The 23,858-nt window shown below is 68.2% G+C and carries 22 protein-coding genes; 14 read left to right on the top strand and 8 right to left on the bottom strand.

Translation table 11 applies throughout. The features are described from left to right. Nucleotides 1-88 precede the first annotated feature (88 nt). Together ACTWQD_RS00520 and ACTWQD_RS00515 are read left to right on the top strand one after the other, a co-directional pair. Nucleotides 89-406 (top strand): hypothetical protein, encoded by a 318-nt coding sequence (locus tag ACTWQD_RS00520; RefSeq protein ID WP_443194259.1) that lies wholly within the window; start codon nt 89-91, stop codon nt 404-406. Beyond that, nucleotides 406-1,842, top strand: a complete 1,437-nt coding sequence (locus tag ACTWQD_RS00515; protein WP_443194258.1) for a hypothetical protein — start codon at nt 406-408, stop codon at nt 1,840-1,842. The genes ACTWQD_RS00520 and ACTWQD_RS00515 overlap by 1 nt, the downstream gene beginning before the upstream one ends. On the opposite strand, the gene ACTWQD_RS00510 is transcribed toward ACTWQD_RS00515, so the two are convergent. Next, complete coding sequence (locus tag ACTWQD_RS00510; RefSeq protein WP_443194257.1) at nt 1,793-2,179, bottom strand: phage holin family protein; 387 nt, start codon at nt 2,177-2,179, stop codon at nt 1,793-1,795. The two genes, ACTWQD_RS00515 and ACTWQD_RS00510, sit on opposite strands and share 50 nt — an antisense overlap. A 97-nt stretch (nt 2,180-2,276) precedes the next feature. On the opposite strand from ACTWQD_RS00510, the gene ACTWQD_RS00505 reads away from it, so the two are divergent. From ACTWQD_RS00505 to ACTWQD_RS00490, 4 genes are all read left to right on the top strand, one after another. Beyond that, the gene (locus ACTWQD_RS00505) at nt 2,277-3,395 is read left to right on the top strand and encodes a histidinol-phosphate transaminase (protein WP_443194256.1); all 1,119 of its coding nucleotides are present in this window, start codon (nt 2,277-2,279) and stop codon (nt 3,393-3,395) included. Nucleotides 3,396-3,543: 148 nt separating this feature from the next. Next, nucleotides 3,544-4,812, top strand: coding sequence for a pyruvate dehydrogenase (acetyl-transferring) E1 component subunit alpha (gene pdhA / locus ACTWQD_RS00500; RefSeq protein ID WP_443194255.1), 1,269 nt, complete (start codon nt 3,544-3,546; stop codon nt 4,810-4,812). Next, nucleotides 4,812-5,792 (top strand): alpha-ketoacid dehydrogenase subunit beta, encoded by a 981-nt coding sequence (locus ACTWQD_RS00495; protein WP_443194254.1) that lies wholly within the window; start codon nt 4,812-4,814, stop codon nt 5,790-5,792. Before pdhA ends, ACTWQD_RS00495 begins: the two co-directional genes overlap by 1 nt. Nucleotides 5,793-5,802: 10 nt before the next feature. Further along, entirely contained in the window at nt 5,803-7,299 is a 1,497-nt protein-coding gene (locus ACTWQD_RS00490) for a dihydrolipoamide acetyltransferase family protein (protein ID WP_443194253.1), read from the top strand. A 65-nt stretch (nt 7,300-7,364) separates the two neighbouring features. On the opposite strand, the gene ACTWQD_RS00485 is transcribed toward ACTWQD_RS00490, so the two are convergent. After that, entirely contained in the window at nt 7,365-7,703 is a 339-nt protein-coding gene (locus tag ACTWQD_RS00485) for a hypothetical protein (protein ID WP_443194252.1), read from the bottom strand. Nucleotides 7,704-7,922: 219 nt separating this feature from the next. Between ACTWQD_RS00485 and ACTWQD_RS00480 the strand changes: the two genes are divergently transcribed. Next, the gene (locus tag ACTWQD_RS00480) at nt 7,923-9,521 is read left to right on the top strand and encodes an AMP-binding protein (protein WP_443194251.1); all 1,599 of its coding nucleotides are present in this window, start codon (nt 7,923-7,925) and stop codon (nt 9,519-9,521) included. A 56-nt stretch (nt 9,522-9,577) separates the two neighbouring features. Here the strand turns inward: ACTWQD_RS00480 and ACTWQD_RS00475 are convergent, their stop codons facing one another. The 3 genes from ACTWQD_RS00475 to ACTWQD_RS00465 all read right to left on the bottom strand — a co-directional run bounded on the left by ACTWQD_RS00475 (nt 9,578) and on the right by ACTWQD_RS00465 (nt 12,047). Beyond that, a complete protein-coding gene (locus ACTWQD_RS00475) occupies nt 9,578-10,009 on the bottom strand; it encodes a universal stress protein (RefSeq protein ID WP_443194250.1) in 432 nt (143 codons plus the stop codon). 50 nt (nt 10,010-10,059) lie between these two features. Further along, nucleotides 10,060-11,352, bottom strand: a complete 1,293-nt coding sequence (locus ACTWQD_RS00470) for an aminotransferase-like domain-containing protein (protein WP_443194249.1) — start codon at nt 11,350-11,352, stop codon at nt 10,060-10,062. A gap of 134 nt (nt 11,353-11,486) precedes the next feature. Further along, nucleotides 11,487-12,047 carry an NAD(P)H-dependent oxidoreductase gene (locus tag ACTWQD_RS00465; RefSeq protein ID WP_443194248.1) on the bottom strand — a complete coding sequence of 187 codons (561 nt, stop codon included), beginning with the start codon at nt 12,045-12,047 and terminating at the stop codon, nt 11,487-11,489. A gap of 138 nt (nt 12,048-12,185) precedes the next feature. On the opposite strand from ACTWQD_RS00465, the gene ACTWQD_RS00460 reads away from it, so the two are divergent. The 6 genes from ACTWQD_RS00460 (at nt 12,186) to ACTWQD_RS00435 (ending at nt 20,318) form a co-directional block, all read left to right on the top strand. Beyond that, nucleotides 12,186-12,782: a TetR/AcrR family transcriptional regulator gene (locus ACTWQD_RS00460; RefSeq protein WP_443194247.1), complete on the top strand. Its 597-nt coding sequence runs from the start codon at nt 12,186-12,188 to the stop codon at nt 12,780-12,782. A 360-nt stretch (nt 12,783-13,142) separates the two neighbouring features. After that, a complete protein-coding gene (locus tag ACTWQD_RS00455; protein ID WP_066432066.1) occupies nt 13,143-14,129 on the top strand; it encodes an ABC transporter permease in 987 nt (328 codons plus the stop codon). A gap of 2 nt (nt 14,130-14,131) precedes the next feature. Then, entirely contained in the window at nt 14,132-15,130 is a 999-nt protein-coding gene (locus ACTWQD_RS00450) for an ABC transporter permease (RefSeq protein ID WP_443194246.1), read from the top strand. Next, nucleotides 15,127-17,364: a dipeptide ABC transporter ATP-binding protein gene (locus ACTWQD_RS00445; RefSeq protein WP_443194245.1), complete on the top strand. Its 2,238-nt coding sequence runs from the start codon at nt 15,127-15,129 to the stop codon at nt 17,362-17,364. Before ACTWQD_RS00450 ends, ACTWQD_RS00445 begins: the two co-directional genes overlap by 4 nt. A gap of 52 nt (nt 17,365-17,416) precedes the next feature. Next, on the top strand, nt 17,417-19,129 hold the full coding sequence (locus ACTWQD_RS00440; RefSeq protein ID WP_443194244.1) for an ABC transporter family substrate-binding protein: 1,713 nt from the start codon (nt 17,417-17,419) through the stop codon (nt 19,127-19,129). A 133-nt stretch (nt 19,130-19,262) separates the two neighbouring features. Next, a complete protein-coding gene (locus ACTWQD_RS00435; protein WP_443194243.1) occupies nt 19,263-20,318 on the top strand; it encodes a Gfo/Idh/MocA family protein in 1,056 nt (351 codons plus the stop codon). A 75-nt stretch (nt 20,319-20,393) separates the two neighbouring features. Here ACTWQD_RS00435 and ald read toward each other — a convergent pair whose 3' ends face one another. Continuing rightward, complete coding sequence (gene ald, locus ACTWQD_RS00430; RefSeq protein ID WP_443194242.1) at nt 20,394-21,512, bottom strand: alanine dehydrogenase; 1,119 nt, start codon at nt 21,510-21,512, stop codon at nt 20,394-20,396. 256 nt (nt 21,513-21,768) lie between these two features. Between ald and ACTWQD_RS00425 the strand changes: the two genes are divergently transcribed. Next, the gene (locus ACTWQD_RS00425) at nt 21,769-22,989 is read left to right on the top strand and encodes a PucR family transcriptional regulator (protein WP_443194241.1); all 1,221 of its coding nucleotides are present in this window, start codon (nt 21,769-21,771) and stop codon (nt 22,987-22,989) included. A gap of 26 nt (nt 22,990-23,015) precedes the next feature. Here the strand turns inward: ACTWQD_RS00425 and ACTWQD_RS00420 are convergent, their stop codons facing one another. Further along, nucleotides 23,016-23,309 carry a hypothetical protein gene (locus tag ACTWQD_RS00420; protein WP_443194240.1) on the bottom strand — a complete coding sequence of 98 codons (294 nt, stop codon included), beginning with the start codon at nt 23,307-23,309 and terminating at the stop codon, nt 23,016-23,018. Nucleotides 23,310-23,383: 74 nt separating this feature from the next. Further along, entirely contained in the window at nt 23,384-23,806 is a 423-nt protein-coding gene (locus ACTWQD_RS00415; RefSeq protein ID WP_443194239.1) for a helix-turn-helix domain-containing protein, read from the bottom strand. Nucleotides 23,807-23,858 lie beyond the last annotated feature (52 nt).

Here is a 23,858-nt window from a genome sequence, read left to right as displayed (position 1 = left end):
GATCCATGTGACTTCCCGGTTCCGGGGTTGTCCACATGGGACCACCGGGAGCTTCAGCGCGGCCCGCGCGGTGCCTAACGTCGGGGGTATGAGCGGCAGCAACGGCAATGCGTCCGCCGGTGTCCTCAGGGCAGCCGACGCCGCGGCCTGTGCCTCGCGCGGCTACGAGGTCCAGCAGCTGGCCGCCCGGGTGGCCGCCTGTGCCGACCAGGCCGACGCCGCGCTGGCCCGGCTGTCCGGCGTGGAGATGGGGACCTGGGAATCCCCGGCAGGCCGGGCGTACCGGACGGCACTGTCCCTGCAGGCCGCCTCCCTGCGCCGCAGCCGGACAGCGCTGCAGGAGGCGTCCGCCGCCGTCCTCAGGCACGCCCAGGCCGTGATGATGTCCGCCGCGGGTACGGGCTGATGGCCGAAGCCACGCCGTCCGGTTCCGGGGCAGCGCCCGTCCCGGCCGCGCCCGAGGACGGAATGCTGCGGATCCGCGGCGGAGTGGGCGGGCTCAGCTTCCAGTTCGAGGAGCTGCTGGCCGGAGCGGCGGCCCTCGACGGGATCGTGCAGGAGCTGGCGGCCGTGGAAGCGGAGGCAGAAGCGGTCCGCATCGCCCTGGTGCCATACCTGCACGGCTCCTATGCCAGCGGCAGCACCGCGATCACCGCCGTCGGTGAGGCTGCCCGGGACCTCGCCCGCGTCCGGACCGAGCTGGACCGCCTCGGCAGCGACGTCCGGGCCAGCCACCGGGAGTACGAGTCCGCGGAGGCGCGGAACACCCTCCTCCTGCGGATCGGCCGGACCGGCCCGGCCTACGGACCCCTGTGGGGGCTGCTCGGCCTGCCGCCGGTGACCCTGCGCGACACCGTTGAGGACGTGGCCGGCTCGGTGCCGGCAGCGCTGGCTCTGCTCCTTGGCGTGCCGGCCGGCCATGCCCCGGGCGGGGGACCGGCCGCCGGTGTGCGGGCCGGAGTGCAGGACACAGTCCGCGGGCTGGCGGACGCGCCCGGCCTCGAGTTCCTGCGGCCCCGGCCGGTCCGGATCACCGGCACGGACACCCGGGTGGAGGAGGCAGACGTCTCCCCGGCCGGGCTGCTGCTGCGGGCCGAAGCCCTCGGCGGGGACCGGGGGTCCGTCGAGGTTCTCCGGCTGGGGGAGCCCGGCAGCCGGGCCTGGGTGGTGGTCATCCCCGGAACGCAGCTGGACGGGCTCCCGCAGGGCACGAACCCTTTTGACGCCGGTGGCATCGCCGAGGGCCTGGGGTTCGGGTCGGCCCAGACCGCCGCCGCCATACGGACGGCGCTGGCGGAGGCCGGCGCCGAGGCGGGGGACCAGGTGGCCGCCGTCGGGTACAGCCAGGGCGGCATCCACGCGATGAACCTGGCCCGCGACAAGGCCTTCCTCGCCGACTACAGGGTGAAATTCGTGCTCACCGCCGGCTCTCCGGTGGGGTCGATCGAGTCCGCGGGCGGCGTCCGCAGCCTGCACCTGGAGCACGAAGCGGACTGGGTCCCTGGAGCTGACGGGGCGCCCGGGCCCGACACCAAGGAACGTGTGACCGTCACGTTGACCGGCCCGATCCCAGCGCCGGAGTGGCTGGAGCCGGGCCTGGGGCCGGGCCATGCCATGACCCGCTACGCCGCCGGCGCCCGCGACGTCGCGGCCAGCCGGGACCCATCACTGGAGGCGTCCACCGCAGCGCTCGCCGCCGTGGTCGGCGCCGGCGGAACGGCCACGGTGACCCGGTTCTCCCTGCGCAGGGATGCCATGCCGCCGCGGGTGGCCGCGGCGCCGGGGCCGGCGGTCAGCGGTCCAGCGCGGGAAGGAAGCTCGCGACCAGGGACACGGCGCTGATGATGAGGGCGGCGAAGACGGCGGTCCACCAGAAGCTGTCGATGGTGAACTGGACGGTGGTGTAGCTGCTGATCCAGGACGTCAGGTAGAGCATGCCCGCATTGATGACAATCGTAAACAGCCCCAAGGTGAGGATGGTGATCGGCAGGGACAGCAGCATGACGATCGGCTTGACGAAGGCATTGACGAGGCCGAAGACCAGTCCGATGAAGAGGTACCCCAGCACCAGGCTGAGCGTGCCGTTGTCCGACGTGGTGATATCCAGGCCGGTAAGGATCCAGCACGCGATGGCCAGGGCCAACGCGTTGACGACGACTCGTACGATGAATGAGCGCATGGGCCAATGCTGTCACAGGGCCCGGGGCTGGCGGCAGGGACCATATCCCCCTTTTGCGGCGGGCTGTTGCGGCGGGACCCGAAGTAGGCTGGTGGGCATGACTTCTTCAGAGAACCCGGCCGGGGGCATCAGGCCCCGCCCGGTGGTAGACCTCCTTCCCCGCTACGCGGCCGGCAAACCGCCGGTCCCCGTCGAGGGGCTGGTCAGCTACAAGCTTTCCTCCAACGAAAACCCGCTCCCGCCGATCCCTGCAGTGCAGCAGGCCATCGCGGCGCAGACCGACTTCAACCGCTACCCGGACCCGCTCAGCAGCAAGCTGCGGGAAAAGCTCGCTGGTTTTCTGGACGTGCCCGCCGAGGACGTCGTCACCGGTGCCGGGAGCCTGGGCGCACTCAACCAGCTGCTCACCACCTTCACGGGGCAGAACGACGACGGCAAGCCCGACGAGGTCATCTACGCCTGGCGCTCCTTCGAGGCGTACCCGATCTGTGTCGGCCTGGCCGGCGCCGAGAGCGTCCGGATCCCGCTGACCGCCGACGGCCGCCACGACCTCGACGCCATGGCCCAGGCGGTGAGCGCGCGCACCCGGATGATCCTCCTCTGCACGCCCAACAACCCCACCGGCCCGATCCTCACCACCGAGGAAACCGAGCGCTTCATCCAGCGGGTGCCGGCCGACGTTGTGGTGGTCATCGATGAGGCCTACCAGGAGTTCGTCCGTGACGAACACGCCGTCGACGGCATCGAGATGTACCGGAAGTACCCGAACGTCGTGGTGCTCCGCACCTTCTCCAAGGCCCATGGCCTCGCCGGCCTGCGGGTCGGCTACAGCGTGTCGCGGCCCGGGCTCACCCAGCACCTGCGGGTCGCAGCCACCCCGTTCGCCGTCTCCCAGATCGCCGAAACCGCCGCCGTGGCATCGCTGGAGCATTTTGACGACGTTGTAGAAAGGGTACAAAGCCTGGTGGACGAACGGGAACGGGTCACCACGGGCCTTCGGGAGCTGGGCTGGTTCGTTCCGGAGGCGCAGGGCAACTTCGTGTGGCTCGATCTGGGGGCCGACAGCACGGAATTCGCCGCCCTGGCAGGGGAGCGGGCCCTCTCCGTGCGGGCGTTCGCCAACGAGGGGGTACGGGTGAGCATCGGCGAAGTGGAAGCCAACACCCGATTCCTGGAACTCTGTGCAATCTATACAAAACCCCCTCGGCGTTCCTAGCGCTTAACATGACGGCCGCGGCCAAGCCGCTGCCGCTAGAGTAATGACGAGTAAGCCACCTACGTATGCCGGACCGGGAATGTATTCCTGGCCCGGCATATGTCCCAGCGATCGCGGCGCATTCGGATGCGGCAGGCAAGGAGACGGTATGGGCACCACACATCTGCCCTCTACCGAGTTCGACGGAACCGGCATTGAGGACCGGCTCGAGGCGGAAGCCGAAGCGCGCCAGGGCGATCCTGCCGACCCGATGGTCCAGCTCCTTGCGCCGGACGGGACGCTCGGCTCTGATCCGGTGTTCTCTGAATACGCCGAGCGGCTCGATCCGGAGAAACTCCGCGGCTTCTACGCCGACATGGCGAAGATCCGCCGGTTCGACGTCGAGGCAACGGCCCTGCAGCGGCAGGGCCAGCTGGCCTTGTGGGTTCCGCTCACCGGGCAGGAGGCCGCCCAGATCGGCTCCGGCCGGGCCAGCCAGCCGCAGGACTACATTTTTCCCACGTACCGCGAGCATGGTGTGGCGCTGACCCGCAACGTGGACCTTGCCGAGCTGCTGCGCCAGTTCCGCGGCGTCTCCAACGGCGGCTGGAACCCCAAGGACACCAACTTCCACCTGTACACCCTGGTCCTCGCCGCCCAGACCCCGCATGCGGTCGGCTATGCGATGGGCATCCAGCGTGACCAGAAGTTCGCGGCGTCCACCGCCGGGGCGGGAAACTCCGGGAACCCGGGAAACTCCGGGAACCCGGAAAACTCTGCACCGGCAACCGAGCCCCAGGCTGCCGTGATGGTCTACTTCGGCGACGGGGCAAGCTCCGAAGGCGACGTGCACGAGTCCATGGTGTTCGCGTCCTCCTACAAGGCGCCCGTGGTGTTTTTCTGCCAGAACAACCACTGGGCCATCTCAGTCCCCACCGCCGTGCAGACCCGCATCCCGCTGGCGAACCGGGCCAAGGGCTACGGATTCCCGGGCATCCGGGTGGACGGCAACGACGTGATCGCTGTCCACGCCGTCACCGAGTGGGCCCTGGACCGCGCCCGACGGGGCGAGGGCCCGGTGCTGATCGAGGCGTTCACCTACCGGGTCGGGGCGCATACCACTGCCGACGATCCCACGAAGTACCGGGAGTCCGCCGAGGAAGAGCACTGGCGGGCCAAAGATCCGCTGGTGCGCCTGGAGACCTACCTGCGCGCCCAGGGTCTGGCCGACGACGCCTTCTTCGAGCAGGTCAGGGCCGCCGGCGACGAACTGGCCGCCTACGTCCGCAAGACCACCCACGACCTTGAGACGCCGGACATCCGGACGGCCTTCGCCAACACCTACGTGGAGGCCCACCCGCTGGTGGCCGAGGAGCTGGCGTGGTTCGAGGAATACAGTGCGGGATTCGCCGATGAGGCAGAAGGTGCGGCCAACTGATGACCACCATGACCATTGCCAAGGCCATCAACGAAGGCCTGCGCGCCACGCTGGCAAACAACCCTCGCTCCTTGCTGATGGGCGAGGACATCGGGCCCCTCGGCGGCGTCTACCGGGTCACTGACGGACTCTTTGCGGAATTCGGTGCTGACCGGGTGGTGGACACCCCGCTGGCGGAGTCCGGCATCATCGGCACCGCAATCGGCCTGTCCCTGCGCGGCTACCTGCCGATCTGCGAGATCCAGTTCGACGGTTTCGTGTTCCCGGGCTTCAACCAGATCACCACGCAGCTGGCCAAAATGCACTCCCGCAGCAACGGCAACCTGACCGTCCCGGTGGTCATCCGCATACCGTACGGCGGCGGCATCGGTTCGATCGAGCACCACTCGGAGTCCCCGGAGGCGCTGTTCGCCCACACGGCTGGCCTGCGCATCATCACCCCGTCCAATCCGCACGACGCCTACTGGATGATCCAGCAGGCCGTGGAGTGCCAGGACCCTGTGATCGTCTTCGAACCGAAGCGCCGCTATTGGCTCAAGGGGGACGTGGACACGGCGGCCCCCGGGCCTTCCGCGGACCCGTTCAAGGCGCACGTGCTCCGCGAAGGAACGGACGCCACCGTGGTGGTCTACGGCCCGCTGGTGCCGGTGGCCCTGGCGGCCGCCAACGCCGCCGCCGAGGACGGCCGCAGCGTCGAGGTGATCGACCTGCGGTCCATCTCGCCGATCGACTTCGACACCGTCACGGCATCCGTCACGAAGACGGGCCGGCTGGTGGTGGCCCACGAGGCCCCCACTTTCGGTGGAATCGGCGGCGAGATCGCTGCCCGGATCAGCGAGCGGGCGTTCCACTCCCTCGAGGCCCCCGTGATCCGCGTCGGCGGTTTCCACATGCCCTACCCGGTGGCCAAGGTGGAGGAAGACTACCTGCCGGACATCGACCGCATCCTCGAGGCGCTGGACCGCGCCTTCACCTACTAACGAGGACACCATGACTCTCCACAAGTTCAACCTCCCGGACGTGGGCGAAGGGCTGACCGAGGCCGAGATCGTCAGCTGGAACGTCAAGCCCGGCGACACGGTGGCCATCAACGATGTCCTGTGTGAAATTGAGACCGCCAAATCCCTCGTCGAGCTGCCGTCGCCGTTCGCCGGCACTGTCACCGAACTTCTCGTCCCGGAGGGCCGGACGGTCGACGTCGGGACCCCCATCATCAGCGTGAGCGACACCGCCGGCCCCGAGGCAGCCCCCGCGGCGGCGGCGCCGATGTACGGAAAGCTCGAAGAGGAAGCGTCCGACGCCGGTGAGCCGGCCGGGCGCCCGGCCGGCGGTCCCCTGGTGGGCTCCGGTCCCAAGGCCGACGCCGTCAAACGCCGCCGGCGCGTGGCCGCTCCGGCGGCAAGCCCTGCGGCAGCACCTTCTGCCGCAGCACTCGCAGCATCCGCAGCCGGGCAGGAGGCGGTGGAGGCCCACGACATCTGGATCAGCCCGGACGCCGTCGCCCACGCGGACCGCCCGGCCGCCCCCGCGGCCGGTCCCGCCGTCGACCAGCGGCCGACCCTCGGCGGCGCCATCAGCGGCCTGGTCAGCAAGGTCCTGGCCAAGCCCCCGGTGCGCAAGATCGCGCGGGACCTGGGCATTGACCTTGCCGACGTCACCCCCACGGGCGCCCGGGGTGAAGTGACCCGCGAGGACCTCGTCAGCTACCAGGCGCAGCGCGATGCCGAGGTGGACAAGGCGGATACCTTCTGGGGCAAGTCCGGCCGGCCGCAGGAGCAGCGGATCGAACGGATCCCGGTCAAGGGCGTCCGCAAGGCCACCGCGCGGGCCATGGTGGAGTCGGCGTTCGCCGCCCCGCACGTCAGCATCTTCGTCGACGTCGACGCCAGCCGGACCATGGAGTTCGTCAAGCGCCTCAAGGCCTCCCGCGACTTCGAAGGCATCAAGGTCTCCCCGCTGCTGATCCTGGCCAAGGCCGTCATCTGGGCCGCGGCCCGCAACCCCAGCGTCAACGCGACCTGGGTGGACAACCCGGACGGCAGCGACACCGCCGAGATCCATGTCAAACACTTCATGAACCTCGGCATCGCCGCCGCCACGCCCCGTGGCCTGATGGTCCCGAACATCAAGAACGCCCAGGACCTCTCGCTCAAGGAGCTGGCCCTGGCCCTGAATGATCTGGCCACCACCGCACGCGCCGGCAAGACCCAGCCTGCGCAGATGCAGGGCGGCACGCTGACCGTCACCAACATCGGCGCCCTCGGGATCGACACTGGCACGCCGATCATCAACCCCGGCGAGGTCGCGATCGTGGCCTTTGGCACCATCAAGCAGAAGCCGTGGGTCCTCGACGGCGAAGTGATTCCCCGCTGGATCACCACCCTGGGCGGATCCTTCGACCACCGGGTGGTGGACGGTGACCTCTCCGCGCGCTTCATGGCCGACGTCGCCTCGATCCTGGAAGAGCCCGCGCTGCTCCTGGACTGACGCGGGGACGCCGCCGGGCCAGGGCGGAATGCTGACCCGCCCGGCGGCCGGATCCCGGAGTAGGCCTATACCCCCGAGTAGGCAGAGAGCAGCTGCGTCATGCCCGGGTCGCCGCTGAGCCCGGCCAGGGCGACGGCGGCGGCGATCATCGCGCCGGCGAAGCCCGTGGTGCAGGCGGTCGCCACGGCAAAGAACTTCCAGTCCTCGCGCAGGACGCTCCGCATGGTTTCCGGCATGGCCAGCCCGGGGGTGATCAGGTTGGGGGCGCTGTCCACGGAGCCGTCGTCGAGATAGGCGACGACGCGGCCGGCCTGGCGGTCGACGCGCATGGTGCTGATGTGGTTGCCGTGCCGGGCGAGGAGAATGTCGGGGCCTACGAGCTGGCGGCGCTGAAGAGTGAGCATCGGTGTCCCCTGGGGTGTCGAGAATGGCGGAGCCGACGCCGTTGGGGGCACCTCAATTTTATCGCCGGGACAGGCTCCGGCCGGGCCGGATTCCCCGTGAGGCTGCCCACGGGGCGGGGTGACGCGCGTCAAGGCCGGTCCTGTCCAGGACGGGCGCCCGGCACTAGAGTGGCACCAGCCGCCGCCGGTTTGGCGGACGCGGATCAAAGGAGATGTTGCGTGTTTTCCAGCCCGTACCCCGATGTGGACATTCCCAATGCCAGCCTCTACGACTACCTCTTTGGCGACCTGGCGGAGGCGGACCTGGACCGGACCGCCGTCGTCGACGGCACCAGCGGGGCCGAAACCAGCTACCGGACCCTGGTGCAGCAGATCGACGCCGTGGCCGGTGCTGTCGCGGCGCAGGGACTGGGCGTCGGCGGCGTGGCGGCGCTCCTGTGCCCCAACATCCCCGCTTTCGCTGTGGTCTTCCACGGGCTGCTGAGGGCCGGCGCCACTGTCACCACCGTCAACTCGCTGTACACGGCGGACGAAATTGCCCACCAGCTCGCCGACGTCGGTGCGGAGTGGATGTTCACCGTCTCCGCCCTGCTCCCCGCTGCCCGGCAGGCCGCGGCCGATGCCGGGATTCCGGCCGGCAGGCTGGTGGTACTCGACGGCGCCGACGGCCATCCCTCGCTGCGGGACCTGCTCAGCGCGGGCGCCCCGGCGCCGCACGTCAGCTTTGATCCCGCCACCCACGTGGCCGTCCTGCCCTACTCCTCCGGGACCACCGGCCGGCCCAAGGGCGTCCGGCTCAGCCACCGGAACCTTGTGGCGAACGCCGAGCAGTCCCGCGGGCTGCTCAAGGTCTCGGCCGAGGACCGGCTGCTGGCACTGCTGCCGTTCTTCCACATCTATGGCCTGACGGTGCTGCTGAACCTCGCCCTGCGCCAGCGGGCCTGCCTCGTCACCATGCCGAAGTTCGAGCTGGCCGAGTTCCTGCGCATCATCCAGGACCACAAGTGCAGCTACTTGTTCATCGCGCCGCCGGTGGCTGTGGCCCTGACCAAGCACCCGATGGTGGCCGACTACGATCTCAGCTCCGTCCACACCACCCTGTCCGGAGCGGCGCCGCTCGACGGTGAGCTGGGACGCAGGCTTGCCGGGCGCCTCGGGTGCCGGGTCCTGCAGGGCTACGGCATGACCGAGATGAGTCCCGTGTCCCACCTGATCCCGGTGGACGCCACGGGCGTGCCGGTCAGCTCGGTCGGCTACACGGTCCCGAACATGGAATGCCGGCTGCTGGATCCCGCCACCGGGGACGACATCGAGGTCCCCGCCGAGGGCACCAGCGCCCCCGGCCACCTCCTCTGCCGGGGTCCCAACGTGATGCTGGGCTACCTCAACCGGCCCGAGGAGACGGCGGACACCCTCGACGCCGACGGGTTCCTGCACACCGGCGATATCGCCACCGTGACCGCCGACGGCGTCGTCACGATCGTTGACCGGCTCAAGGAGCTGATCAAGTACAAGGGCTACCAGATCGCTCCGGCGGAGCTGGAGGCGCTGCTCCTGACGCATCCCGGCATTGCGGATGCGGCAGTGATCGGCACGCCCGACGCCGACGGCCAGGAAGTCCCGATGGCGTTTGTGGTGCGCCAGCCCGGGGACGATGGCGACCGGCTCGACGAGGCCGCGGTGGCGGACTACGTGGCGGCCCGCGTGGCACCCTTCAAGAAGATCCGCCGGGTGGAGTTCCTCGACGCCGTGCCGAAGTCCTCCTCCGGCAAGATCCTCCGACGGAAGCTGAAGACGGCAGGGGCGGCCGCGGGATAGCCGCGTCCCCGGTGCGCCCCGCGGGGCGCACCGGAGACGGCGCGATCCCGCGCGTTCTAGTCGGCCGCGTCCGTCTTGGCGATGTACACGTCGCAGGGGGCGCTGTGGGCCACTGAATTGGCGACGCTGCCCAGCACGCGCCCCAGTCCCTGCATGCGCCGGTTCCCGACGACGATCAGCTGGGCGCCGGACCGCGTCGCCTCGGCCACCAGGGCCTCCGCGGGCTTGCCGCGGGCGGCGGCGTACGTGACATTCAGTGACGAGGTGCGGAGGCTGTCCGCGACGCTCCGGGCAACCTTTTCCGCGTTGCCCGCGTCGGAAACAATCCACTTGTCGCTGCCGCTGCCGAAGACCTCCGTCCGGTCGCTGTCGAACGCGCTGACCACGTGCAGCGTGGCTCCGAGAGACACCGCCAGGTCACGGGCGGTCTCCGCCGCTTTCCGGGCGGTCCCGCTGCCATCGACGCCGACAACAATAATTCCGGTCATGAAATGCTCCTTCGGATCAACGAAACTGCTGGCCATGCCAATGACTCAGGCTACAGCGCGTCGATGGCTTCCCGCAGGACCGGCGCCAGCCGGCGGACCCCCTCGCGGATGGACTCCGGCGGGACGGCGCTGAACGCCAGCCGGATCTTGTTGGACGGATCATCGGAGTGCGTGAACGCCGCACCGGGAATGAAGACCACCCCGGCGTCGATGGCCTTCTTCAGCAGCGGGTAGGTGTCCACGCCCTGGGGCAGGGTGACCCAGACGAAGAAGCCGCCCTCCGGCCGGGTCCACTCCAGGCCCGGCGGCATGTGCTCCTCAAGGGCGGCCAGCATGGCGTCGCAGCGTTCCTTGTACAGGCCCCGGTAGGTCTCGATCTGGCCCCGCCAGTCGTAGTCGCGGAGGTAGGCCGAGACCAGCATCTGGTTGAGCGTCGGCGGGCACAGCGTCACGGCCTCGGAAGCCAGGTAGTAGCGGCGCTGGAGGTGCGCCGGGACCAGGGCCCACCCGATCCGCAGCCCGGGTGCGAAGATCTTCGAGAAGGACCCCATGTAGATGACGTCGTCCGGATTGTCTGCCCGGAGCGGCGTGAGCGGTTTGCCGTCGAAGCGGAGCAGCCCGTAGGGGTTGTCCTCCAGCACCAGAATATTCGCCCTGCGGCATATATCCACGACCTGCTGCCGGCGCTCCGCGGAGAGGGTAATGCCGGAGGGGTTGTTGAAGCTGGGGATGGTGTACAGGAACTTGATGTTCTTTCCCGCAGTCTGCAGGGCGGCAATCCTGGCTTCGAGCAGATCGGGGACGATCCCGTTGCCGTCCATGGGTACGGTTTCAACCTCCACCTGGTAGGCCTCGAAGGTGTTGAGGGCCCCGACGTAGGTGGGGTCCTCCACCAGCACCACGTCGCCCGGGTTGCAGAAGACCTTGGTCGCCACATCCTGGGCCGACTGCGAGCCCGCCGTGATGATCACGTTCTCCGGTTTGGCGTCAAGGATTCCCTCGGCGGCCATCACTTCGCAGATCTGGGTGCGGAGCTCCTCGGTTCCCTGCCCGCCGCCGTACTGCAGAGCCGTCATGCCCTGCTCGGCAATGATCTTGGCGGCGGTCTGGCCTAGCCGTTCCAGCGGCAGGGACTGGAGGTACGGGCTGCCCCCGGCCAGCGAGACGAGGCCCGGGCGCATCGAGATGTCAAAGACATCGCGGACCGCCGACTGCTTGATATTGGCTGCGCGCTCCGAGAACAGGTCCTCGTGGCGGTGGGCGGACGTAGCCGCACGTTCGATTGCGTCAATTGCCTCGGCCGGAAGTACTTCTGCGGCGGCATCAAGTGTTTCGTGGGTCACATCTCCCAGAATACAGCCCGTGTTGCCGCGGGGGAAACCTTTGTTTCCTTTGCCGCGAATTCGCTACGAAAGCCGACAGCCGCTACGTGGAACCACGTAGCGGCTGTCCGAAATCGGCGCGAAATCGCCGGGGATTAGGCCGCTGCTGCGCGGGAGCCTTCCAGCGCGTCGAAGACGCCCTTGATCTGTTCCACTACCTCGGCGTCGTCCTTCGGGTGGGTCTCGGCAAAGCGGACCATGGAGCCCGGGACGGCCAGCTTGACGTCCTCCAGGACCCGGGCGCCGGCGATCCCGACGGCCTTGCGGGCCTCATCCTGGGCCCAGACTCCGCCGAACTGGCCAAAGGCGGTGCCAACGACGGCGGTCGGCTTGCCGTTCAGGGCGCCAGCACCGAAGGGGCGGGACAGCCAGTCGATGGCGTTCTTGAGCGAGGCGGGAACGGTGCCGTTGTGCTCCGGGGTGACCAGGAGCAGCGTGTCAGCATCCTCGGCTGCGGCGCGCAGGGCGGCTGCGGCGGCGGGGACCTGGCCCTCGACGTCGATGTCCTCGTTATAGAACGGGATGTTGCCGAGGCTGTCGTGGATGACCACCTCGACGTGGTCCGGGGCGTTGAGCTGGATGGCTTCGGCCAGCTGGGCGTTGGTGGAACCGGCGCGCAGGCTGCCGACGAGGGTGAGTACGGTGTTCTTGGACATGTGGACTCCTTGGGGGTCGTACCGCAGGGGCTCTGCGGCGGGCTGTTTATGGCGGCTTTGCCGGCCTTCAGGAGTGCAAACGGACTGCGGTCCGTTTCTATTCCCCGGATCCATTTTCCCGCGTCTAGACTGGGCGGTGTGAGCCTGATCCCCATCCGCACGGGCCTGGAGCCTGAACGCCGCGACGCCGCCCGGAACCGCGAGCTGCTGCTCCGCGCCGCCCGCGAGCTCATCGAGGAATGCGGTGCAGACGGCCTCACCATGGGTGCGCTGGCGCAGCGGGCCGGCGTCGGCAAGGGCACGGTGTTCCGGCGCTTCGGCAGCCGGGCGGGGCTGATGATGGCGCTGCTGAGCGACGCCGAGGCGGAATTCCAGGGCCGCTTTATGTTCGGCCCGCCCCCGCTGGGCCCGGGTGCGCCCGCGCTGGAACGGCTCATCGCTTTTGGAGTGGAGCGCATTGCCTGGGTGCTTGAGTTCGGCGAGCTGGCCCGGGCCGCGGACGTGTCAGCCTACAACCGCTTTGACGTGCCGGCCGCCGTGCTCTGGCACCGCCACTTGGAGATGCTGCTGCGCGACGCGGGTGTCACGGCTGATCCCTGGCTCATGGCCACCTCGCTGAGTGCAGTCCTGGAGCCTGAACGGATCCTGCATGCCGTCCGGGTGCACCACATCGCCCCGGAGCGCCTCTGCGCTTCCTGGCAAGAGCTGGCCTCGCGGGTTGTGCACGGAGCGTAGGACCTCGCCCGCGATGCCGCGTCCGGCCAAATCAATTCCCCAGACTTATTCATAACGATCTGATACCTGACTCGCGGAATGCACGGCCCGAGGGCATTCGGCGGGCCGATGCATGTGATAGTTTCCTCTGGAATGTGACCCGCAACATAGTCCACAAGGACTTGCCGACAGGCCTGCGGGGGGCCAGAGACCCGCTGGCGCAGATCCCGGATCGGCAAAGGTAACCCCCTGCCGCATGGGGACTACGGAAGGATCAAGTCGTGAATCTTGTCAATAATCGTGCGCGCGGCGGGGCTGGAATGACCCGTCCGGCACCGGCAGGCGCCGCGCAGGCACCGGCGATCCGCAACTAGGCCTCCCGTGCTCCGATACCTCGCCAAGCGTGCCGCCACGTATGCGTTCATGATCTTCCTGACCACCACCGCCGGGTATTTCCTGGCCGTCAACACCCTGAAGCCGGCACTGCTGGAACAGGAACGGATCCCGCGGCCCACCCCCGAGCAGGTGGCCAACTCCTTCCGCCTCAAGGGCCTCGACCCGGAGCTCAGCCCCTGGGAACGGTACGTCGAATGGCTCACCGCGATCGTCACCCGCTGGGATTGGGGGCGCAGCCCCAACGGAGCCTTCATCAACGCCGAGTTCGGCGACCGGGTCTGGATCTCCACCCGGCTGTTCCTGGCCTCCATCATCCTGACCCTGATCATCGGCGTCGCCCTGGGCGTCTACACCGCGGCTCGGCAGTACAAGGCCTCGGACCGGGTCATCACCTCCTACAGCTACCTCGTCTACATTGTGCCCGCCCCGATTGCGTACTTCCTGGTTCAGCTCGGCGCCATCAACATCAACGAGACGGTCGGCGAACGGATCTTCTTCGTCACGGGCATCTCCACCCCGGGGCTGGAGGGCGACGGCTGGGCACAGTTCGTCGACATGCTGGCCCACTACGCGGTGCCGACCTTCGCCATCACCATTGTGGGCTGGGGTGCCTACCAGATCGCCCAGCGGCAGTACCTGCTGGATAACGTCAACGCCGACTTTGTCCGGACCGCGCGGGCCAAGGGGCTCACCCGCAACCAGGCGATCAGCCGGCACGCGCTGCGGGTGTCCTTCATCCCGGTGGCGCAGAGCATCGCCTTCACCATCCCCGCCATCTTCGCCGGCGGTTTCTTTGCCGAGAAAATTTTCGCCTGGCACGGCGTCGGCTCCTGGAGCATCGACGCGATCGCCCTGCAGGACGTCAATGCCGCGACGGCGACCCTCGCCTACGGCTCCGTGATCTTCGCGATCGGTGCGATCCTCGCGGACTTTGCCACCACGCTGGTCGACCCGAGAGTGCGGGTGCAGTAGCCATGACAAACCTCAACACCGTTGACCCGGCCGCCGTCGCCGGCGAGGCGAAAATCGAGACCAACGACGTCGTCATCGCGAAGTCCTCGATCATCCTGCGGCGCTTCCTGCGCAACAAGACAGCCGTCGTCGGGCTGGTCATCTTCCTGGCCCTGACCGTCTTCTCCTTTGTGGGCGGGTTCTTCACCAGCTGGGACAAGGAGACAATCGACCCGTTCAACATCGGCATGCCGCCGTCGGCCGAGCACCTCCTGGGCACCTCCCAGGCCGGTATCGACCTCTACGCGCTGACGGTGGAAGGCACCCGCATCTCCATCCTGATCGGCCTCGTGGTCGGCCTGGTCTCGGTGCTGATCGCCGCCGTGTACGGCTGCACCATGGCCTACTTCGGCGGGAAGGTGGACAAGGTCATGCTGTTCATCCTCGAGGCCCTGATCATGATGCCGGCCCTGCTGGTGGTGGCCGTAGCCACGAGCGGCGGCGGCAACGGGCTCCAGGAGACCCTGCCCAGCTGGCTGCTGCTGATCATCGTCCTGCTCGTCTTCAGCTGGATGGGCACCGCCCGCCTCATCCGGTCGCTCTCGATGTCCCTGATGTCGCGCGATTTCGTCAAGGCAGCCCAGTACATGGGAATCCCGCCGCGGCGCATCGTCTGGCGGCACCTCGTGCCGAACATCGGCTCGCTGCTGGTCCTGGACATCACCCGCGGCGTCACCGGCGCGATCCTGGCGGAGGTGGCGTTCTCCTTCATCGGTATCGGTATCAAGGTCCCGGACGTCAGCCTGGGCGTGCTGATCGGCCAGGCCACCTCCCAGGTGTCCACCTTCCCGTGGATGTTCTGGGTCCCGCTGACCGTCATGTTCCTCCTCACCGGCTCGCTGGCCATGATGAACGACGGCCTGCGGGACGCGTTCGACCCCAACTCCAGCTCGGTCGGCAGCGCCAGGAAGGGCAGCCCCAAGAAGGGCCGGACCCGCAAGACACAGGAGAACGCCGTATGAGCCACGAAATGACCGCCAGCGCCGCCTCGGCGGGGCTGTCCGACTCCGACCTTTCCCCCGCCGAGCGCCTGCACGTCGCCGGGCTGCACGCCGCCGGCAGGCACTACACAGATGCCGCCACGGACGCCGTACTCTCCGTCCGGGACCTGAACGTCCGTTTCAACACCGAAAACGGTGTGGTCCACGCCGTCCGCGGCATCGACTTCGACCTGCGTCCCGGCAAGACGCTGGGGATTGTGGGCGAGTCCGGTTCCGGGAAGTCCGTCACCTCCATGGCCATCCTGGGCCTGCTGCCGGACACCGCCCAAGTCAGCGGGTCGGTCCGGCTCCAAGGCAAGGAGCTCCTGGGGCTCAGCGACAAGGCCATGTGCCAGCACCGCGGCCACGACATCGCCATGGTCTTCCAGGACCCCCTGTCCTCCCTGACCCCGGTCTACTCGGTGGGCACCCAGATCATCGAGGCGCTCACGGTGCACAACCCCACCATGAGCAAGCAGGCCAAGGAGGCGCGCGCCGTCGAGCTCCTCGGCATGGTGGGCATCCCCAGCCCGAAAGACCGGCTCAAAGCCTTCCCGCACGAATTCTCCGGCGGCATGCGCCAGCGCGTCATGATCGCCATCGCGATCGCCAACAACCCCCGCGTGCTCATCGCCGACGAACCGACGACGGCGCTCGATGTCACCATCCAGGCCCAGGTCCTGGAGGTGCTGCACACCGCACAGGAGGAAACCGGCGCCGCCGTCGTGATGATCACCCACGACCTGGGCGTCGTCGCCGGCATGGCGGACGACATCATGGTGATGTACGCCGGGAAGCCGGTGGAGACCGGCAGCGTCGACGACATCTACTACAACCCGAGGATGCCCTACACCATGGGCCTGCTCGGCGCGGTGCCGCGCGTCGACGTGGCGGAAAAGTCCTCGCTGGTGCCGATCGAGGGCATCCCGCCGAACCTCATCCACACCCCCACCGGCTGCTCCTTCGCGCCGCGCTGCCCGCTGGCCAGCGACTCCTGCCTGCAGGGCGAGCCGGAACTGTGGCCAGTCCCCGGCGACACCACCGGCGGCGGCCTGCCGCACCAGGCCGCCTGCATCAAGACCGACTCCCTCGGCCTGGAAGTGGACGTCCGCGAGGTCTTCAAGGCCCCGGCCGTGCCGGAGTCCCGCTTTGACGCGATCCCGCGGGCGGAACGCCGCACCGTGCTGGAGCTCAGGGACGTCAGGAAGCACTTCCCGCTGATGAAGGGCGCCCTGATCAAACGCCGGATCGGCACCGTCAAGGCCGTGGACGGCCTGAGCTTCGATATCCGCGAGGGCGAGTGCTTCTCGATCGTCGGCGAGTCCGGGTGCGGCAAAACCACCACCCTGCTGGAAATCATGGAGTTCCACAAGGACCAGGACGGCGAGGTGGTCATCGGGGGACTCAGCAACAAGCAGGCCGCGGACGCCAAAACCAAGGGCGCCATGCGCAAGGAACTCCAGATGGTGTTCCAGGACCCCACCGGGGCCCTCGACCCGCGCTTCACCGTCTTCGAAGTGCTGTCCGAGCCGCTCGAGAACGCCGGCATGCCCAAGGCCCAGATCCGGCAGCGGATCCTGGAGCTGATGGAGCTGGTGGGCCTCCAGCCGGACCACGTGAACCGCTTCCCCAACCAGTTCTCCGGCGGCCAGCGCCAGCGCATCGGCATTGCCCGCGCCCTCGCCGTGAACCCCAAGCTGGTGGTCCTGGACGAACCAGTCTCCGCACTGGACGTCTCCGTCCAGGCCGGCGTCATCAACCTCCTGGACCAGCTCCGCGCGGAGCTCGGGCTCAGCTACCTGATGGTGGCGCACGACCTGTCCGTGGTGCGGCACATCTCCAACCGGGTGGCCGTGATGTACCTGGGCAAGATCGTGGAGATCGGCGACGTGGACAGCGTGTTCGACAATCCCCGCCACCCGTACACCCGGGCCCTGCTCTCCGCCATTCCGGTACCGGACCCTGTGCAGGAGCGCACCCGCGAACGCATCATCCTGCAGGGCGACCTGCCCTCGCCGCTGGAGGCGCCCAAGGGCTGCAACTTTGCCACGCGCTGCCCGGTGTTCGCGGCGCTGCCGCCCGCGAAGCAGGAGAAGTGCCTCACCCTCGAGCCGGCACTGGCAGCAGTTCCGGCCCCCACAGACCAGCAATTCGCCTGTTTCTACCCGGACGGCGAACTGGACGCGGACATGCTCGTTGTCCACGACACCCACTGACCCACCGGTCTCACGCAGTACAACTCGCACCACAGCAAATGAAGGGGAACTCATGAAGAATCTGACCAAGCTCGGCGGCGTCACCGCCGTCGTGGCGGCGCTTACGCTCACCGCCTGCGGCGGTGGCGGCGGCGCTGCGACAGGTCCCGAAGCTGCCAAGGGCCAGGAGGCTGGAAGCGACCTGGCCAAGCTCGTCAGCATCAACGCCAAGGAGGCCAAGGACCTGCAGCCGGGCGGCACCGTCACCCTGCCGCTGGGCAACATCGGCCCGGACTTCAACGGCTTCTCCAACAACGGCAACAGCGCGGACAACACCGCCCTGCACCGCCCGATCGACCAGGCCGGCACCTGGGGCTGCTGGAACTTCGACTTCGACGGCACCGCCACGCCGAACAAGGATTTCTGCGAGGACGTCAAGAGCGAGGTCAAGGACGGCAAGCAGACCATCACCATCAAGGTAAATGAAAAGGCCACCTACAACGACGGCACGCCGATCGATGTCAAGGCCTTCGAGAACACCTGGAACATGCTCAAGGGCGAAAACAAGGACATCGACATCGTCAGCTCCGGCGCATACGAGTTCGTTGATTCCGTGAAGGCCGGCGCCAGCGACAAGGAAGTCGTTGTCACCACCACCCAGCCGGTCTACCCGCTGGATTCGCTCTTCACCGGCCTGATCCACCCGGCCGTCAACACCCCGGCGATCTTCAACGAGGGCTTCACCGGCGACATGCACCCGGAGTGGATGGCAGGCCCGTTCAAGCTGGACCAGTACGACAGCGCCGCCAAGACCGTCACCCTCGCCCAGAACGAGAAGTGGTGGGGCAACAAGCCGGTCCTGGAAAAGGTGGTGTTCCGCCAGCTGGAGAGCAGCGCAGCCATCGCCGCCTTCAAGAACGGTGAAATCGACGGCGTTTCCGCCAACACCATCACCCCGTACAAGCAGCTCGACGGCACCAAGGACTCCGAGATCCGCCGCGGCCAGCGCCTCTTCGCCGGCGGCCTGAACCTCAACGCCCAGAAGGCCCCGCTGACCGACGTCGCGATCCGCAAGGCGATCTTCACCGCCGTCGACCGCGAAGCGCTGCGCAAGGTGCGCTTCAACGGCCTGAACTGGGAAGAGGAAAGCTCAGGATCCATGATGCTGCTGCCGTTCTCCAAGTACTACCAGGACAACTACCCGGTCAAGGAAACCGGCGCCGAGGCCGCCAAGAAGGTCCTCACCGACGCCGGCTACACGGCCAACGCCGCCGGCATCATGGAGAAGGACGGCGTCCCCGCCGCCTTCAAGATCAGCAACTTCGGTGACGATCCCACCACCCTGGCGTTCGCCCAGACCCTCCAGAACCAGCTGAAGGCCGGCGGCATGGACGTTGGCATCGACCAGCGCGCCTCTGCCGACTTCGGCAAGGTCCTGGGCAGCCGCGACTTCTTCATGAGCGTCTCCGGCTACACCGTGGGCGCCGACGCGACCGACGCCGTCAAGCAGTTCTACGATTCCAAGACGAACGAGAACGAACTCGGCGACGCCGAGCTGGACGCCGAGATCAAGAAGCTCTCCACCATTGCCGACAACGCCGAGCGCAACAAGGCAGCCATGGAAGTTGAGAAGAAGCACATGGAGAAGTACTTCTCCATGGGTGTTGTGATGAACGGTCCGCAGATCTCCTTCGTGCGCACCGGCCTGGCCAACTACGGCCCGTCCCTCTTCAAGAGCCTGTCCCAGGTTCCGGACTGGACCACCATCGGCTGGGAAAAGAAGTAACACCCCCTCCGACGCTCCCTCACCAGTAGCGGCATTTCAGGCGGCGCTCCCTCACCATGTGGGGGAGCGCCGCCTTGTTTGTTGCAGGATCTGAGGGAGCGCCGGATGGCGGTGCGGGAGTAGCGTGGGGGCCATGACACAGAACTCCCGGCCCATCCGCACGGCCGTGGCGGGCTTTGGCCTCTCGGGCAGGGTCTTCCACGCCCCGCTCATCGCCGCCAACCCCGCCTATTCCCTTGACATGATCGCAACCTCCGACGCCGGCCGGCAGTCCGACGCGTCCGCCCGGCACCCCGGCGCCCGGATTGTGGACACCCCGGCGGAGATCCTTGAACTCGCGGACGGCCTGGACCTGCTGGTCCTGGGCACCCCGCCGGCCACGCACTACCCGCTGGCGAAGGCCGCGCTGGAAGCCGGGCTCGACGTCGTCGTCGACAAGCCGTTCGCCGTGCGCAGCGCCGAAGGCGAGGAACTCATCGAGCTCGCCGCGCAGCTGGGGCGGGTGCTTACCGTTTTCCAGAACAGGCGCTGGGACGGCGACTACCTGACGGTCCGGGGGCTGCTGGACAGCGGCGCCCTCGGCGCCGTCGCGCGGTTCGAGTCCCGTTTTGAACGCTGGTCCCCGACGGTCGCCAAGGCGTGGAAAGCGGACGCGACGGCGGACGACGGTGGCGGGGTGCTGTTTGACCTCGGCACCCACCTGCTGGACCAGGCCGTGCAGCTCTTCGGACCCGCCACGGTGGTCCACGCGGAACTGGCGGCGCGCCGGCCGGGCGCGAAGTCCGACGACGACGTGTTCCTCGCGCTGCGGCACGAATCAGGCGTCACGAGCCACCTCTGGATGAACATGCTCTGCGCCCAGCAGGGGCCGCGCTACCGGCTGCTGGGCAGCGAGGGCGCCTTCACCAAGCACGGGATAGACCCGCAGGAGCCGTTCATCGTGGCCGGCGGCAGCCCGCTGGACGCGGACTACGGCGTGGAGGACCGGGACTGGGCCGGGCTCCTCGGCCGCGACGGGCACCTCGACCGGCTGCCCACCGAACGCGGCGCCTACCCGGATTTCTACCGGATCCTGGCGGAGAAGATCAGCGGCGGCGGCGCGGCGTCGGACCTGCCGGTCCCGGTGGATCCGGCGGGCCCGGTGGAGGTGCTGCGGCTCATCGAACAGGCCCGCGCCCTGGCCGGCTAAGCGTGGCCCATTAACCGAAAACGGCAGCCACCCAGGTGTTGGATGGCTGCCGTTTTGCGCGTGCTGCTCGGCTGGTTACGCGGAGACCAGCTCGTGCCAGTCGGCCACGAGGGGCAGGTTGTGCGCCTCGGAGACCGAACGGTGCGCCACCTTGCCGCCGGCGATGTTGAGGCCGGCAGCCAGGGCGGCGTCACGCTCGAAGGCGGCCTTGACGCCCAGGTTGGCCAGGGACACGGCGTAGCGCAGGGTGACGTTCGTCAGCGCGTACGTGGACGTGTTCGGAACCGCGCCCGGCATGTTGGCCACGCAGTAGAAGATGGTGTTGTGGACCTTGTACGTGGGTTCCTGGTGCGTGGTGGGGTGCGTGTCCTCGAAGCAGCCGCCCTGGTCCACGGCGATGTCCACCAGCACCGAGCCGGGCTTCATCCGGGAGACCAGCTCGTTGGTGACCAGCTTCGGGGCTTTGGCGCCGGGGATCAGCACGGAGCCGATCACGAGGTCGGCGTCGACAACCGACTTCTCAATCTCGTAGGAGTTCGACGCCACGGTCTTCAGGCGGCCCTGGTACTGGGCATCCAGTTCGCGCAGGCGGTTGATGTTGATATCCAGGATGGTGACGTCGGCGCCGAGGCCCAGGGCCATGGCGGCGGCGTTGGTGCCGGCCACGCCGGCGCCGAGGACAACAACCTTGGCCGGGCGGACACCCGGCACGCCGCCGAGCAGCACACCCTTGCCGCCGGCCGGGGCCATCAGCGAGGTGGCGCCCACCTGGACGGACAAGCGGCCGGCGACCTCGGACATCGGGGCCAGCAGCGGCAGCGCGCGGCCTTCCTGGACGGTCTCGTAGGCGATGGCGGTGACGCCGCTGTTGATCAGGGCCTGGGTCAGTTCCGGCTCGGCCGCGAGGTGCAGGTAGGTGAAGAGGATCAGGCCCTTGCGGAAGCGGTGGTATTCGGCCTTGACCGGCTCCTTGACCTTCAGCACCATGTCGGCGCGGGACCAGACGTCGTCGGCTTCGGCGACGATCTCGGCGCCGGCGATGGCGTACTCCTCGTCCGTGATGCCCGAGCCCAGGCCTGCGCCGCGCTCCACCAGGACCAAGTGGCCGTGGGTGCGGAATTCGTGGACACCGGCGGCGGTGATGGCGACGCGGAATTCGTTGTTCTTGATCTCTTTGGGGACACCGATGATCATGTTGGGCTCCATAGTCTGGCGGCTTTGTGGGCCTGGGGATGTGGGGGAATCTGTACTTCCAGAATAAATCCGGTTGTGAGGCAAGCGACATGGCCGGATGCTGGCGGGCGCCGTAAATCCGCGGAATTCCGCCGGTTTCCAAATCCGACGCAGGACATTTGTCGACCCGCCAAGCGTCAGGTGTCGCCTGCTGTCCGTTGGAAGCAGTTCGCCGCGGCGTTCCCGGCGCCCGAGCGATCGGCAGTAATGTGGCACCATGCAGCAGCAGGACGTCGAACAGCTCGTCGAGCAGGTGGCACTGAAACTTGGCCGAGGCCTCTCCCTCGAGGATCTGGACGGCCTCCTGCTCGCCTACAGTTCCAACCAGTCCCACGCTGACCGGGTCCGGGTGAACTTCCTGCTGAGCAAGCGCGTCCCGGTGGACGTCAGCGCCTGGCAGCTCTCGCACGGGATCGCGACGGCCGTGCGGCCGGTGGTGGTGCCGGCCAATGAGGAACTGGGGATGCTCGGCCGCGTCTGTGTTCCCCTGCTGCTTCGGGGTTTCCGGGTGGGCTACCTCTGGGTCCAGCTCGACGCCGACGAACCGAGCGCGACGGCGGTCCTGGGCCAGCTGCCCGGGGTGTCCCGCGAGCTCGAACAGCTCTCTGCCCTGCTGCTGGAATCCAACACCGCCGAGTCCGAGTTCCGCCGCCGCCGCGAGCAGGAATTCCTGGCGGCCTGCAGGGGCGAGTCGAACGCCGTCGCGGCCGTGGGCGGCTGGAAGGAGGTCCAAGGACGTGGGCCCTGGCAGCTCGTCACCGTGCTGGACGCCGATGGCTGGGCCGAAGGGTCGGATCCGATCGCGTCCACCCTGGTCCACCGGTCCGCCGCGCTGCAGGCCACCATCGGGGTGGACGCCGCCCTGTTCAGCGCCGGCACGGAAACCCACTCCGTGGTGCTGTTCAAGGAGTCCACCGGGCGGGCGGACCACGCCCAGGTGCTGGTCCACTACCAGCTGGAGCTTGCCAAACGCTCAGGCAGGCCCGTGCACCGGATCATCCTCGGAACCTCCGAGGGGTTCACGCGGCCGCGGGAGCTGGCCGACGCGTACCGGCAGTCCCGGCAGGCCGCGCAGGCGGCGGCGGTGGATCCCCAGCTGGGCGAACTCGTGGACTGCCGGGCCACCGGAATCTACCAGCTCCTCGCATCGGCCGGCGGCGGCGCCGGAGCGTGGGCGGACGCCGGCTCGGTCTACTTCCGGCTCCTGGAGGACCATGACCGGAACCACGAGCTGCTGCCTGTGCTGGAGCTGTTCTATGACAACGACAGTTCGGTCCAGGGGGTGGCGGACAAGCTCCACCTGCACCGGAGCAGCATCTACAACCGGCTGGGCAGGATCAGGCAGCTGCTCGGCGTCGACCCGCTCAAGGGCATGGTCCGGCTGGAACTGCACGCGGCGCTGAAGGCGCGGCGCTGGGCGGGGCGGCCCAGGATCTAGGCGGCCCGGGATCCAGCCTGCCGGGGTCAGGAACGGCGGTCGTCGTCGCAGTCCGCCGCCCGGACGGCGTCGCACGCGGATTCCGTTCCCTGCGCCGCCTCGCCCGCTGTTCCCCGCGCTTTTCTGCTCTCGAACTCCCGCGCCCGTTCTCTCCTCCGGAGCGCTATCCGGCTGTCCATCCATAAGGAAACTGCCACAAACGCGACACAGCTGGCCATAAACGTGGCGGTGTTGCTCAACCCCATCGCGGTTCCGAGGAAGCCGGTGAGCACCATGGCGGCAATGCCCGCCACGATGTGCCACCCTCTGAACTTACCCACAATTCAAGCGTAACCCCGGCCTTCTCCGCGTTTCCGCGCAGGGCCGGGATCGTTGTTTGATCCTTATCACGCCGTCACGAACCATCCGCGGAGCCGTCATTTCCGTGGTCGGGAGCGGCGACGGCGGTACTGTTCTTCTTTTGCTTCTCCAGCCACGCCATGACGTCGGCGAGCCGGATCCTCCGGTGCGTGCCCCGGTATTCCACCGGGATTTCGCCGCGGTCCGTCATGTTCCGCAGATACGTGTGGGAGATGCCGGCGAGCTCCGCGGCCCGGGATGTGGTGAGCATTTCCTCGACACTGCTGACCGTCACCGCCTCGCCCCGGCTGAAGCGCGACAGCAGGTCAACCACGGCGTCCCGCGCCTGGGCCGGCAGCCGGTGGACGGTCCCGTCAACAAAAACGGTGATGTCGTCACTGCCGTTCAGGGCGAACCGGAGTTTCTGCGCGTCCTCGGCCGGCAGGGCGGCCGCCACCCGGGGTGCTATCTGTGTCATGGAGTGCATCCTAGCGCCCCGCGGCTAAACTGCACCCGGCTGCACATCGCCG

The organism is Pseudarthrobacter sp. 1C304 (assembly GCF_052245515.1).
Lineage (GTDB): Bacteria > Actinomycetota > Actinomycetes > Actinomycetales > Micrococcaceae > Arthrobacter.
This window is presented reverse-complemented; position numbering and strand designations above follow the sequence as displayed.